Source organism: Mycobacterium sp. 852013-50091_SCH5140682 (assembly GCF_001665685.1).
GTDB lineage: Bacteria > Actinomycetota > Actinomycetes > Mycobacteriales > Mycobacteriaceae > Mycobacterium.
Map to the genome: position 1 here is coordinate 34,593 of NZ_LZTB01000100.1, position 12,868 is coordinate 47,460.

A 12,868-nucleotide genomic window follows, 5' to 3' on the forward strand; every position below is an offset into this window, starting at 1 on the left:
AGGGTGGGCAAGTGCACATCGTGATCTGGCCGTCACGGCGGTGGCGGCGGACCGAGCACCGGCACGGTGATCGGCGGCAGGCCAGGGATCTCCACGACCGTCTGGCCGATCTCGGGCGGCGGACCGCCCGGCAGCGGGATCGCCACCGGTGGTGGCGGCGGTGGTGGCGGGATCCCGTTGCTGATCTGGATCGTGATGATCGAGCCGGGGATGGTCTGCCCGCTGGGGGTCGTACCGACGACGGTGCCGTACTTGGCGCTGCTGTTGACCGACGCGCTGCCGTCGGCGACCTGGAAACCGGCCTCCTTCAGCCGCTGCCGCGCCGCGTTCTCGTCCAAGCCGTTGACCGTGGGCACCTGCGAGCCGGGCCCGCCGTCCACGTACCGAGGATCGGTGGGCGGCAACGCGACCGGGCCGAAATTGTTGGCGATCGGCTTCATCGCGGTGAACCAGGTGCGGGCGGGTTCGTTACCGCCGAACAGGTTGCCGTTACCGCATTGGCGCAGCGGGAACGAGCACAGCTCACTCGGAGTGGACGAGTCGTCATAGATGTAGTTGGACGCGGCGTACTGGTTGGTGAAACCGAGGAACGCCGAGGACTTGTTGTTCTCGGTGGTGCCGGTCTTACCGGACATCGGCAGATCCCAGCCCACCGAGCCTGCTGCTCCGGCCGAGGTGCCGCCCCCGGTGTCGTCCTTGCTCATGGCGTTGGCCAGGGTGTTCGCCAAACCCTCGGGCACCACCTGCTCGCAGGTCTCGGTGGTCACCGAGACTTCCTGGCCGTGGCGGTCGACGACCTTGTCGATCGGGTTGGGCGGGCACCACATACCACCGGAAGCCAAGGTGGCGGCCACGTTCGACAGCTCGAGACCGTTCACCTCGAGCGGCCCCAGCGTGAAGGACCCGATGTTCTGCCGCTTGACGAAATCGGCCAGGCTCTCGTTGCTGTCCGGGTCGTAATCGCGTGCCGTGCCGGGCATCGCGTAGGACCGCAGGCCCAGCTTGACGGCCATGTCGACCACTCGCTGCACGCCGATCTGCGAGATCAGCTTGGCGAACGCGGTGTTGGGCGAGGTGGCCAGCGCCTCCGTGACGCTCATCGCGCCCTTGTAGTTGCCCGCGTTCTTCACGCACCAGGTTTCCTTCGGGCAGCCAGGGGTGTCGCTGCTGCCGAGACCCTTGGCCTGGAAGAAGCCCGGCACCGGAAGGGTGGTGTTGATGCCCATTCCCATGTCCATGGCGGCGGCCGTGGTGAAGATCTTGAAGATCGATCCCGCACCATTGCCGACGAGGGAGAACGGTTGCGGCTGCATGGTTTCGCCCGCGTCGGTGTTCAGGCCGTAGGTGCGGTTGCTGGCCATCGCGACCACCGGGTGCGACGTCTTGCCCGGCTTGACCACGCTCATCACGCTCGCGATGCCGTCGATGGTCGGGCTCGCGATACCGTCGATCGCCGACTTGACCGGCACCTGCACATCGGGATCCAGCGTCGTCTTGATCAAGTAGCCGCCCTTGGCGACCTGCTCCTTGCTCAGACCCGCCCGCGCCAGGTACTCCAGCGCGTAATCGCAGAAGAACGCCCGGTCGCCCGCGGCGATGCAGCCGCGCGGCAGCTGGTTGGGCTGCGGCAGGATGCCCAGCGGCTGCTCCTTGGCGGCCCGCAGCGCGTCGGCCTCCTGCGGGATGTTGTCGATCATCGTGTCCAGCACCAGGTTCCGGCGGGCCAGGGCGCCGTCGGGGTTGGTGTAGGGATTGAGTGTGCTGGTCGACTGCACCATGCCCGCGAGCAGTGCGGCCTGCTGCCAGTTCAGCTCAGAGGCGTTGATGCCGAAATAAGTCTGGGCGGCGTCCTGGATGCCGTAGGAACCGTTGCCGAACGACACCAGATTCAGGTAGCGGGTGAGGATCTCGGGCTTGGTGAACGTCTTGTCCAGCGTCAGCGCCATCCGGATCTCCCGCAGCTTGCGGGCAGGCGTGGTCTCGATGGCGGCGCGGCGCTCGGCGTCGGTCTGTGCGACCACCAGCAGTTGGTAGTTCTTCACATACTGCTGTTCGAGCGTGGAGCCACCACGGGTGTCGGCGTTGCCGGACAGGTAACCGGACAGGCCGGTCAGGGTGCCCTGCCAGTCCACACCGTTATGTTCGGCAAACCGTTTGTCCTCGATGGAGACGATCGCCAGTTTCATGGTGTTTGCGATCTGATCGCTGGGTACTTCGAACCGGCGCTGCGAGTAGAGCCAGGCAATGGTGTTGCCCTTGGCGTCGACCATCGTCGACACCTGCGGCACGTCGCCTTCCACCAATGCGGCGGAGCCGTTGGCAACGACGTCGGAGGCGCGGTTGGACATCAGCCCGAATCCGCCGACGACCGGGAACATGAAGGCGGCCGCGAGGACGCTGGCTAGTAGGCAGCACCAGGCGAGCTTGATGACCGTGACCGTGGTGGGCGGTCGCGTCGGCTGGTCTGGCATGGGTACAGAGTAACGACGCTTCCCTGGGGGTCCACCGGCGAGCGGATGAACGGCGTTATCACGATCTCGCTGGGGAAACGGCGTAAACGCCGCGATGCATGATCAGACTGCACGGCCGTCCCAAAAAAGTGCCTCGCAAACTGTTGCGTTAATACCCTCTGACCACCTAGCTTGGACACACAGTGCGACCCAGGTAACACAGGCTGGCGCAATGTGGCGTAGATCGCATCGGCGTTCTACACCGGAGGGCTCACCGTCGGCCATAGCGGTCGAAGGTTGGAACGAAGGGATCGCAGGTGTCAGATTCACGAACTGTCACGCGAAAGACGACTACGGCCACACCCAGTCCTGCTCACAGTTTGGCACACGGAGCCGAAGCCGAGGCGCGCATCGCGTGGGTGTCGCAGGCGCGTTGCAGGCAGGCTGATCCTGACGAGTTGTTCGTCCGCGGCGCGGCCCAGCGCAAAGCCGCAGTGATCTGCCGGCACTGCCCGGTGATCCTCGAATGCGGCGCCGATGCGTTGGACAACCGCGTCGAGTTCGGGGTCTGGGGCGGGATGACCGAACGCCAGCGTCGCGCGCTGCTCAAGCAGCACCCCGAAGTTGTTTCCTGGGCCGACTTCTTCGCCGCCCAGCGCAAACATCGCAGCGCTGTTTAGCGCGCCCCTCTAGACGGGTTCCCCGACGCCGGTGATCTGATCGGCGATCGCCCGCAACGCTTCCAGATCCGACACGTCGAACGGCAGTGATGGCACGCCGACGATCGCGACGTGCGGATTGGCTCCGGTGAACCGGGACAGCAGCCGCACCTCGCGCTTGGCGGTCTGCGCCCGGTCGGCGTGGATTCGCAATACCGCTACCGCCAGCGCGTCGGGATCCTCGGCCGCCAGGTCGTCGGCAGCCTCTTCGGCCTTTTCGGCGTGCAGATCGCTCAACGTGGGGTGGGTCCGGTTGAGGATCAACCCCGCCAGTGGCATGTTCTCCCCGGCGAGGCGGTCGACGAAGAACGACGCCTCGCGCAGCGCGTCGGGCTCGGCGGCCGACACCACAACGAACTGCGTGCCGCGACGTTTGAGCAATTCATAAGTGCGGTCAGCCTTTTCGCGGAATCCGCCGAACGTGGCGTCCAATGACTGGACGAAACCCGCTGCGTCGGAAAGCATTTGAGAACCCAGCACGGTGGACAGGGCCTTCATCGCCAGTCCCATCGCGCCTGTGACCAACCGGCCGATACCGCGGCCCGGGGCCAGCAGCATGCGCCACAGCCGGCTGTCCATGAAGCTGCCCAACCGTTTTGGTGCGTCGAGGAAGTCCAACGCGTTGCGCGACGGCGGGGTGTCGACGACGACGAGATCCCACTTGTCCTCGGCCAACAGCTGACCGAGCTTCTCCATGGCCATGTACTCCTGCGTGCCGGCCAGCGAGGTTGCCACGGTTTGGTAGAACTGGTTCTCCAGAATGGCGTCGGCGCGGCCCGCGTCCGAATACTGGACCACCATCTCGTCGAACGTCCGGCGCATGTCCAGCATCATCGCGTGCAGTTCGCCGGTGACCTCGGGGGCCAGCGGAACCCGTTGCGGCGTATTGCCGAGATCCTTGATGCCGAGCGCCTGCGCCAGTCGTTTGGCCGGGTCGATGGTGAGCACCACGACGGTGCGGCCGTACTCGGCAGCGCGCAGCGCCATCGCAGCCGCAGTGGTGGTCTTGCCGACACCGCCTGCGCCGCAACACACTACGACCCGGTTGGAGGTGTCGGCGAGGATGGCGCCCATGTCGAGGGCAGCGGGTTTGGTGCTCACGGTTATCGGACCCCCTGTTGGGCAAGAGCTTCGGCGAGTTCGTAGAGGCTGCCCAGGTCGACACCGTCGGACAGCGCAGGCAGTTCCAAGCGCGGGACGTCGAGGGCGTCGAGCTGCTCGGCGCTCTCCGCGCGCGCCGCGAGTCGGGTGGCGTGTTGGATGGTCTCGGTGAGCAGACCGGCGAAGTCACTGTCGGACAACCTGATTCCGACTTTCTCCAAGCCTGCCCGCACCGCGTCGGCGTCGATGTCGCCGTCGGCTGCCTTGGCCAGGTCCTCGGGGGACAGGTACGCGGGGATGTTGCGGTTGACGATGACGCTGCCGATCGGCAGGCCCAGCTCGGTGAGCTCGTCGATGGCCTCAAGGGTTTCCTGGATGGGCAGGGCCTCCAGCAGGGTCACGAGATGGATCGCGGTCTGCTCCGAGTGCAGCAGCTTGACCACGCCGTCGGCCTGCGAATGCACCGGGCCGCCCTTGGCCAGGTCCGAGACAGCCTTCGTGACGTCGAGGAACCGCGAGATGCGGCCTGTGGGAGGAGAATCGACGACGACGGCGTCGTAGGCGATGCGCTTGGCCTTCTCGCTCTTGTCGGTTCGCGTCACGATCTCTTTGATCTTCCCGGTGAGCAGCACGTCACGCAGGCCGGGCGCGATGGTGGTGGCGAATTCGATGGCACCGATGCGGCGCATCGCCCGGCCGGCCAGGCCGAGGTTGTAGAACATGTCGAGGTATTCCAGGAAAGCCGCCTCGATGTCGATGGCCAGGGCGTTGACCTGGCCGCCGCCCTCGGCGGTCGCGATCTTGACCTCCTCGTACGGCAGCGGCGGGACGTCGAACAGCTGCGCGATGCCCTGCCGTTCCTCGACCTCCACCAACAGCACCCGACGCCCGCCTGCCGCGAGGGCCAAGGCCAGGGCCGCAGCGATGGTGGATTTGCCGGTACCGCCCTTGCCCGACACGAAGTGCAGACGGGCCTTGGTCAGCCGCGACGGCCAGCTGATGTGCTTGGCCGTGCTTTCTGTGGTTGCCACCACTGCATGCTAACTGGGTTGTACTGGTGTGCTTCGCGTATGCGGGCTGCGCGCTGTGCGGGGCTCGCCCGATAAGCTCAGCCCATGAGCGAACCGACCCGGTGGGAGTACGCAACCGTGCCGTTGCTGACGCACGCCACAAAACAGATTCTCGATCAGTGGGGCCAAGACGGCTGGGAGCTGGTTTCGGTGCTGCCCGGCCCGACGGGTGAACAGCATGTCGCCTACCTGAAGAGGCCGAAGTGACCGTCTCGCAGCGACTGACCGAACTGGGCATCGAACTGCCCGAGGTGGTGGCGCCGCTGGCCGCCTACGTGCCGGCGACCAGGACCGGGAATCTGGTGTACACGGCTGGGCAGCTGCCCATCCAGAACGGCGAGCTCGTCGCGACCGGCAAGGTCGGCACCGACGTCAGCCCCGAGCAGGCCAGTGAGCTGGCGCGCCTGTGCGGGCTCAACGCGCTGGCCGCGGTGCACGCGCTTGTGGGCATCGACTCCGTCGTCAAGGTCGTCAAGGTGGTCGGCTTCGTCGCGTCCGCTCCCGGTTTCAGCGGGCAGCCCGGCGTCGTCAACGGTGCTTCCGAACTCTTCGGCGCCGTGTTCGGCGAGGCCGGCGCACATGCGCGTTCGGCGGTCGGTGTGTCGGAGTTGCCGCGCAATGCACCTGTCGAGGTCGAAATCATCGTCGAGGTCGCGTGACCTCTGGCGCGGATCTGCAGCACCCGGCCTATGGGCTGTTGAGGCCGGTCATCGAAACAGAGACGGTGTCGGCCTCGGTGCTGCTGTGCAACAACCCGGGTTTGATGACCTTGGAGGGCACCAACACCTGGGTGTTGCGCGCGCCGGGCAGCGACGAGATGGTCATCGTCGACCCCGGCCCGGACGATGACGAGCACGTCGCCCGCATCGCCGAGCTCGGGCGGATTCCGCTGGTGCTGATCAGCCATAAACATGAAGACCACACGGGCGCGGTCGACAAGATCGTCGACGCCACGGGGGCCACGGTCCGCTCGGTGGGCAGTGGTTTCCTGCGCGGTCTCGGCGGCCCGCTCTCCGATGGCGAGGTGATCGAGGCGGCCGGCCTGCGGATCACCGTCATGGCCACACCGGGACACACCGCCGACTCGCTGAGCTTCGTGCTCGACGACGCGGTGCTGACCGCGGACACCGTGCTTGGCCGCGGCACCACCGTCATCGATACCGAAGACGGCAGCCTGCGTGACTATCTGGAGTCACTGCGCCGGCTGCAGGGCCTGGGTGGGCGCACGGTGTTACCCGGTCACGGCCCGGAGCTGGGCGATCTGGCGGCCGTCGCGCAGATGTATCTGACACACCGCGAGGACCGCCTCAACCAGGTCCGCGGCGCACTGCGGGAACTCGGCGACGACGCGACCGCGCGTCAGGTCGTCGAGCACGTGTACACCGATGTGGATAAAAAACTGTGGCCTGCAGCCGAATGGTCGGTGCAGGCCCAGCTGGACTACCTGAGGGACTAGCGGGCACGCCTTGCGAGGCGCTCGCTGTCACTGATCAGCACACTCTTGCCCTCAAGGCGGATCCAACCGCGGTGGGCGAAGTCGGCCAGTGCCTTGTTCACGGTCTCCCGTGAGGCGCCGACCAGCTGAGCGATCTCTTCCTGCGTCAGGTCGTGGGTGACGCGCAGCGCGCCGCCCTCCTGGGTGCCGAACCGCTGTGCGAGCTGCAGCAGCTGCTTGGCGACGCGCCCCGGCACGTCGGTGAAGATCAGGTCGGCCAGGTTGTTGTTGGTGCGCCGGAGGCGACGGGCGAGCACCCGCAGCAGCTGCTCGGCGATCTCGGGCCGGTCGGCGATCCAGGCCCGCAGGGCGTCGCGATCCATCGACACGGCGCGCACCTCGGTGATGGTGGTGGCGCTCGAGGTACGAGGACCCGGGTCGAAGATCGACAGTTCACCGAACATGTCCGACGGACCCATGATGGTCAGCAGGTTCTCCCGGCCGTCCGGCGAGCGGCGGCCGATCTTCACCTTGCCGGAGATGATGATGTACAGCCGGTCACCGGGCTCGCCTTCGGCGAACACGGTATGCCCGCGCGGGAAGTCGACTGGCTGCAGCTGCTTGGTGAGCGCTGATACGGCGGTGGGTTCGACTCCCTGGAAGATTCCGGCCCTGGCCAGGATCTCGTCCACGTTGTTCCTCTTAAGGTGTCGGGTGGTATTGACCCTCTATTGACAATTCGTGATCAGTCTAGAGGTACGCGGTTTCGCGACTAGCCCACGCTACACACGATTGGCATGGCGAGTCGTGTGAAATCCGGGATTCGTCGCGTGCTGGCTGTACCCCCGCGTGGGCAAACGGTCGCCGTCGAGGCTCGCGAGCCGCCGCTGCAGACCGTTCAGCGTGTCGCGCCTACCGGCCGGGCGCTCGGTGGCGAGCCAATTCTCGAGCCGGCCGAGCCCCACCGCCACCAGCATCAGCAAGGCGGGGACGAGCGCCACCAGCAACCACGACACAAGGGTGAAGTAAACACGGCGTAGGTCTCAGGGAGGTCACGAAATGCCACCAGGTCCGCTGCCGGGTGTGTCGGAGGGAATCAGTACGCTGGCAAGGGTGAGCGCGGGTGCCGTCCGAACTGGGAAAACAGCCCGTCCCAAAAAATGGGACACCGAGACGCACCTTGGCCTGGTCCGGCGCGCCAGACGCATGAATCGTGAACTGGCCCAGGCATTTCCGCATGTGTACTGCGAGCTGGACTTCACCAACCCGCTCGAGCTCGCCGTCGCCACCATCCTGTCGGCGCAGAGCACCGACAAGCGCGTCAACCTGACCACGCCCGCGCTGTTCCTCAAATACCGCACCGCGCTGGACTACGCGCAGGCCGACCGCACCGAGATGGAAGAGCTGATCCGGCCGACCGGTTTCTACCGCAACAAGACCACGTCGCTCATCCGGCTGGGGCAGGAGTTGGTCGAGCGTTTCGACGGCCAGGTGCCCGCCACAATGGAAGACCTGGTGACGCTGCCTGGCATCGGACGCAAGACCGCCAACGTGATCCTGGGTAACGCCTTCGACATCCCCGGCATCACCGTCGACACCCATTTCGGCAGGCTCGTGCGGCGCTGGCGCTGGACCGAGGAGGAAGATCCGGTCAAGGTCGAGTTCGCCGTCGGCGAGCTGATCGAACGCAGCGAGTGGACGCTGCTCAGCCACCGCGTGATCTTTCATGGGCGCCGCGTCTGCCATGCCCGCAAACCCGCCTGCGGCGTGTGCGTACTGGCCAAGGACTGCCCGTCGTTCGGTACTGGTCCCACCGATCCACTCGTCGCCGCCCCGCTGGTCAAAGGCCCCGAGACCGAGCACCTGCTGGCTCTCGCCGGGCTGTGAAGGCTTCGACCCGCTGGACCATCGCCGTGCTGGTGGTCCTGGTGGCCTTGGGGACGGCGTTCTGGATGCAGATGCGCGACGTCCCGAGCGCGGGCGTCGCGCCTGCGGCAGGCCGCGATCACCGCGATGCCGACACCCCGCAGGCCCTCGCCGGCCCGCGCGCCCGAGCGGCCCTGCCGCCGTGCCCGTCGCCGGGGCAAGGTCCGGGGCCGCAGGCCCTGTCCGGTATCACGCTGCAGTGTGCGGGTGACGGCGCCGCGGTCGACGTGGCTCGCGCGCTCGCCGGACGCACGGTGGTGCTGAACCTGTGGGCGTATTGGTGTGGGCCGTGCGCCGACGAACTGCCCGCGATGGCGGAGTATCAGCGCCGCATGGGGTCTGACCTCGTGGTGGTCACCGTGCACCAGGACGAGAACGAGGCAGCCGCGCTGCTGCGGCTGGCCGAACTCGGTGTTCGGCTGCCGACTCTGCAGGACGGTCGTCGGCTGATCGCCGCCGCTCTGCGGGTGCCCAACGTGATGCCTGCGACGGTGGTGCTGCGCGCAGACGGTAGCGTGGCCGGAATCGTGCCGCGGCCCTTCTCCAACGCTGATGAGATCGCCGCGGCGGTGTCGGAGAAATTGGGCCAAGGAGCAGCGCGTTGACTTCCCAGCTCGGCGAGCTGAATCCCGATGCCGCGCCGGCGTGGCTGCGACCTCTGGTGGACAACGTCGACGGGGTGCCCGACGCGTATCGTCGCCGGGTTCCGCCGGACGTGCTGGCCAGCATCGTCGAATTGGACAAGCAGGCGGCTCTGGCCGGTGCCCGTCGGGACGCCGCGGTGCTCGTGTTGTTCTCCGGCCCTGCCGATGTTCCTGCGCCCGACCTTCCCGACGATGCCGATCTGCTGGTCACCGTGCGGGCGTCGACGCTGCGGCACCACGCCGGGCAGGCGGCTTTTCCCGGCGGCGCCACCGATCCCGGTGACGAGGGCCCGGTGGCGACGGCGTTCCGCGAGGCGTGGGAGGAAACGGGCATCGATACCGGACGGTTACGTCCGCTGGCCACATTGGAACGCATGTTCATCCCGCCGTCGGGATTTCACGTCGTCCCGGTGCTGGCCTACTCACCCGATCCCGGCCCGGTGGCCGTCGTCGACCCGTCCGAGACCGCGGTGGTCGCACGAGTGCCCGTGCGCGCGTTCATCAATCCGGAGAATCGGCTCATGGTCTGTCGCGAAGCGGCCACCCGGCGGTTCGCAGGCCCGGCGTTTCTGCTGAACGAGATGCTGGTGTGGGGATTCACCGGGCAGGTCATCTCGGCCATCCTCGATGTCGCGGGCTGGGCGCAGCCGTGGAACACCGACGACGTACGTGAACTCGACGAGGCAATGGCGCTTGTCGGGCATCCGAACGGCTACGGTGAAGCGCAACGTTGAACTGGAAGTAAATGACACCTTCGCTTTGGCTTGACCTGGCCATCACCGGCATCGCGTTCGTCGCCGCCATCTCCGGCTGGCGTTCCGGCGCGCTCGGCTCGCTGCTGTCCTTCGTGGGCGTGGTGCTGGGCGCGGTGGCCGGCCTGCTGCTCGCCCCGCACATCGTCAGCCACATCGAAGGGCCGCGCACCAAACTGTTCGCGTCGCTGTTCCTGATCCTGGCGCTCGTCGTGGTCGGGGAGATCGCCGGCGTGGTGCTCGGCCGCGCGGTCCGCAGCGCGTTGCGCAATCCGGTCCTTCGGGTGTTCGACTCGGCCATCGGCGTGGCCTTGCAACTGGTGGCCGTCCTGGTGGCGGCCTACCTGCTGGCCACCCCGCTGACCTCATCGGACCAGCCCAACCTGGCTGCGGCAGTGAAGAATTCGCGAGTACTGACCGAGGTGGACAAGGTGGCGCCGCCGTGGTTGAAGTCGGTGCCGACGCGGCTGTCGAGCCTGCTGGACACGTCGGGGTTCGACGTCTTGCAGCCGTTCGGCCGCACCCCCATCGTCAACGTCGACGCGCCTGATGCGAGCCTGGCCAACGACGCCGTCGTCGCTGCCACCCGGCCGAGCGTCGTCAAGATCAAGGGCATCGCACCGAGTTGCCAGAAGGTGTTGGAGGGCAGCGGATTCGTCGTGGCGCCCAACCGGGTGATGTCCAACGCCCACGTGGTGGCCGGAGCGGACAGTGTGACCGTCGAAGCCGAGGGCAAGACCTACGACGCGAGCGTCGTGTCCTACGACCCCAACGCCGACATCTCCATCCTCGATGTCCCCGACTTGCCGACCGCGCCGCTGACCTTCGCCGACCAAGCGGCCCCACAGGGCACCGACGCGGTCGTGATGGGGTACCCCGGCGGCGGTGACTTCCTGGCCACCCCGGCACGCGTGCGCGAGATCATCGAGCTCAAAGGCCCCGACATCTACCGCACCACGACCGTCACCCGCGAGGTCTACACCGTGCGGGGCACTGTGCGGCAGGGTAATTCGGGCGGGCCGATGATCAACCGGGCCGGCAAGGTGCTCGGCGTCGTGTTCGGCGCGGCCGTCGACGACGCTGACACCGGATTCGTGCTGACCGCAAAGGAAGTCGAGCAGCAGATGGCCAAGATCGGCAACACCCAGCGGGTGGCCACCGGGACGTGCATCAGCTCCTGATCAGCCCTGGCCCAGGTGCGTGAGGAACCTGCGCAGCTGCTCGTTGACCGTGTCGGGATCTTCCTCGTGGCCGAAGTGCCCGGAGCCGGCCAGAGCTACGTAGCGGCCGTGCGGCGCGAAGTGTTGGGTGCGGTAGACCGGGTCGGCCAGCACGTATGGGTCGGCGTCGCCGCGCAGGTGCAGCACCGGCACATTGACCGGCCGTTTCATCGACCGCATGAACCGCCTGCCCTCAGTGCGCAGTTGGCTTCGCACCGCCCAGCGCTGGTACTCCAGCGCCGAATGGGCGGCGCCCGAGATCTGAATGGCGCGCCGCATGTGCCCGAGGGTGTCGGAGAAATCCTGCGTGGCTTGCCATTTGATGCCGGCCCGGCTGCGCACCAGGCGCTCAAGCTCTTCGCCGTCGTGGCGGGTCAGCGCGCGCTCCGGCAGCATCGGCAGCTGATAGCGCATCAACGAGGGGAGCAGCGCGCGCCCCTGATCGCGCCGGGTCAGCGCCGACGCGCGCAGCGCCACCGGATGCGGCGAGCTGACCAACGCGATGGCCCGCACCACCCTCGGATGCAGGACGGCCGTCGCCCAGCACACCAGGCCGCCGTCGGCGTGGCCCACCAGCGTCGCGGTCTTGTGGCCCAGCGCACGCACCAACCCCGCGGTGTCACCTGCCAGGGTCCAGCCGTCGTAACCGCGCGGGGGTTTATCGCTGCCGCCGTAGCCACGCAGGTCCACGGCGACGACGCGAGCGTCGGGCAACCCCGTGAGCTGATGACGCCACGACCACCAGAACGAGCCGAATCCGTGCAGCAGGATGACCAGCGGACGGTCGGCGCCCGCATTCTCACGGTCGGGCTGCGAGCTCTCGCCCTCGACGACGTGGAAGCGAATGCCGTTGGCGTGCACCTGCAGATGCCGCCACGGCCCGTCGATCCGGGTGATCGACGGGTCGGGTGGGGGCATTACCAGCCCGAGGGGTCGGCCGGGGCCGCCTTGGCCCGCGCCGCGTCGGCCGTGGGCAGTGCGACGGCTTTGTCATGCCCGGGCGTCAGCGCATCGCGCGTTTCTTTCACCGACTCGATGGTCTGCCGCGGTCCGCGGATACGGCGCACCTTGAGGTAGCCGAACAGTGCCAGCGCCACCGTGGTCAGCACCATGATGCCGAACACGATCAGGAACGCCGCCCAGCGGTACAGCCAGGTGTCGAGCAGCTCGGCGACGAAGAAGAAGAAAAAGAAGGTCGAGTAGAACAGCACGACCAGCGCGGCGATGAAAAAGATGCTGCCGGTCAAGCCCTTCTTGACGTCGCGGGTGATCTCGGCCTTTGCCAGTGCGACCTCGGCGCGGACCAGCGTCGACACCTGCGCGGTCGCATCTTTGACCAGGTCTCCGATGGACGGGTCGGGCTTGGGCGCGTGCGGATCTACCAGCGGAATCGAGGTCACCGTTGCCGGAATTCCGGTCCTGCGGTCGCCGTTGCTCACAAGAAGCTTCCTCCCCGGGTCCGATGCCTGGTTTCGGTGATGTGGTCGCGGTTCATGTTGCCATGTGGTGGCTCGGATAACGATCCCGGCCGACATCTGAGCCCAAGTAGGA

At 67.1% G+C, this 12,868-nt stretch carries 15 protein-coding genes; 8 read left to right on the top strand and 7 right to left on the bottom strand.

Features of this window, described 5'->3' with window-relative positions; all coding sequences use genetic code 11:
• Nucleotides 1-32: 32 nt before the first annotated feature.
• Nucleotides 33-2,471 carry a transglycosylase/D,D-transpeptidase PonA2 gene (gene ponA2 / locus A5784_RS24960; protein ID WP_064947559.1) on the bottom strand — a complete coding sequence of 813 codons (2,439 nt, stop codon included), beginning with the start codon at nt 2,469-2,471 and terminating at the stop codon, nt 33-35.
• A gap of 359 nt (nt 2,472-2,830) precedes the next feature.
• Here ponA2 and A5784_RS24965 point away from each other — a divergent pair, with 359 nt between their 5' ends.
• On the top strand, nt 2,831-3,130 hold the full coding sequence (locus A5784_RS24965; protein WP_165606267.1) for a WhiB family transcriptional regulator: 300 nt from the start codon (nt 2,831-2,833) through the stop codon (nt 3,128-3,130).
• Nucleotides 3,131-3,139: 9 nt separating this feature from the next.
• Here the strand turns inward: A5784_RS24965 and bagB are convergent, their stop codons facing one another.
• Complete coding sequence (gene bagB / locus A5784_RS24970) at nt 3,140-4,243, bottom strand: ATPase BagB (protein ID WP_197514874.1); 1,104 nt, start codon at nt 4,241-4,243, stop codon at nt 3,140-3,142.
• A gap of 29 nt (nt 4,244-4,272) precedes the next feature.
• The gene (gene bagA / locus A5784_RS24975) at nt 4,273-5,304 is read right to left on the bottom strand and encodes an ATPase BagA (RefSeq protein ID WP_197514866.1); all 1,032 of its coding nucleotides are present in this window, start codon (nt 5,302-5,304) and stop codon (nt 4,273-4,275) included.
• 81 nt (nt 5,305-5,385) lie between these two features.
• Between bagA and sp36 the strand changes: the two genes are divergently transcribed.
• From sp36 to A5784_RS24985, 3 genes are read left to right on the top strand one after another with little or no spacing between them, the layout of a single operon-like run.
• Nucleotides 5,386-5,547: a Sp36 family protein gene (gene sp36, locus A5784_RS38450; RefSeq protein ID WP_075908995.1), complete on the top strand. Its 162-nt coding sequence runs from the start codon at nt 5,386-5,388 to the stop codon at nt 5,545-5,547.
• Nucleotides 5,544-5,999, top strand: a complete 456-nt coding sequence (locus A5784_RS24980; protein WP_064947561.1) for a RidA family protein — start codon at nt 5,544-5,546, stop codon at nt 5,997-5,999. The genes sp36 and A5784_RS24980 overlap by 4 nt, the downstream gene beginning before the upstream one ends.
• Nucleotides 5,996-6,796: an MBL fold metallo-hydrolase gene (locus A5784_RS24985; RefSeq protein WP_064947562.1), complete on the top strand. Its 801-nt coding sequence runs from the start codon at nt 5,996-5,998 to the stop codon at nt 6,794-6,796. Before A5784_RS24980 ends, A5784_RS24985 begins: the two co-directional genes overlap by 4 nt.
• On the opposite strand, the gene crp is transcribed toward A5784_RS24985, so the two are convergent.
• Together crp and A5784_RS39985 are read right to left on the bottom strand one after the other, a co-directional pair.
• A complete protein-coding gene (gene crp, locus A5784_RS24990; protein ID WP_003883807.1) occupies nt 6,793-7,467 on the bottom strand; it encodes a cAMP-activated global transcriptional regulator CRP in 675 nt (224 codons plus the stop codon). The genes A5784_RS24985 and crp overlap by 4 nt on opposite strands.
• 90 nt (nt 7,468-7,557) lie before the next feature.
• Nucleotides 7,558-7,791 (bottom strand): hypothetical protein, encoded by a 234-nt coding sequence (locus tag A5784_RS39985; protein ID WP_064947563.1) that lies wholly within the window; start codon nt 7,789-7,791, stop codon nt 7,558-7,560.
• A gap of 190 nt (nt 7,792-7,981) precedes the next feature.
• On the opposite strand from A5784_RS39985, the gene nth reads away from it, so the two are divergent.
• From nth to marP, 4 genes are read left to right on the top strand one after another with little or no spacing between them, the layout of a single operon-like run.
• Nucleotides 7,982-8,662, top strand: coding sequence for an endonuclease III (gene nth / locus A5784_RS25000; RefSeq protein ID WP_064947564.1), 681 nt, complete (start codon nt 7,982-7,984; stop codon nt 8,660-8,662).
• On the top strand, nt 8,659-9,306 hold the full coding sequence (locus tag A5784_RS25005) for a TlpA family protein disulfide reductase (protein WP_064947565.1): 648 nt from the start codon (nt 8,659-8,661) through the stop codon (nt 9,304-9,306). The genes nth and A5784_RS25005 overlap by 4 nt, the downstream gene beginning before the upstream one ends.
• Nucleotides 9,303-10,079 (top strand): NUDIX hydrolase, encoded by a 777-nt coding sequence (locus A5784_RS25010; RefSeq protein ID WP_064947566.1) that lies wholly within the window; start codon nt 9,303-9,305, stop codon nt 10,077-10,079. Before A5784_RS25005 ends, A5784_RS25010 begins: the two co-directional genes overlap by 4 nt.
• A gap of 11 nt (nt 10,080-10,090) precedes the next feature.
• A complete protein-coding gene (gene marP, locus A5784_RS25015; protein WP_064947567.1) occupies nt 10,091-11,278 on the top strand; it encodes an acid resistance serine protease MarP in 1,188 nt (395 codons plus the stop codon).
• Here the strand turns inward: marP and A5784_RS25020 are convergent, their stop codons facing one another.
• Together A5784_RS25020 and A5784_RS25025 are read right to left on the bottom strand one after the other, a co-directional pair.
• Nucleotides 11,279-12,235, bottom strand: coding sequence for an alpha/beta fold hydrolase (locus tag A5784_RS25020; protein ID WP_064947568.1), 957 nt, complete (start codon nt 12,233-12,235; stop codon nt 11,279-11,281).
• The gene (locus tag A5784_RS25025; protein ID WP_064947569.1) at nt 12,235-12,756 is read right to left on the bottom strand and encodes a phage holin family protein; all 522 of its coding nucleotides are present in this window, start codon (nt 12,754-12,756) and stop codon (nt 12,235-12,237) included. The genes A5784_RS25020 and A5784_RS25025 overlap by 1 nt, the downstream gene beginning before the upstream one ends.
• Nucleotides 12,757-12,868 lie beyond the last annotated feature (112 nt).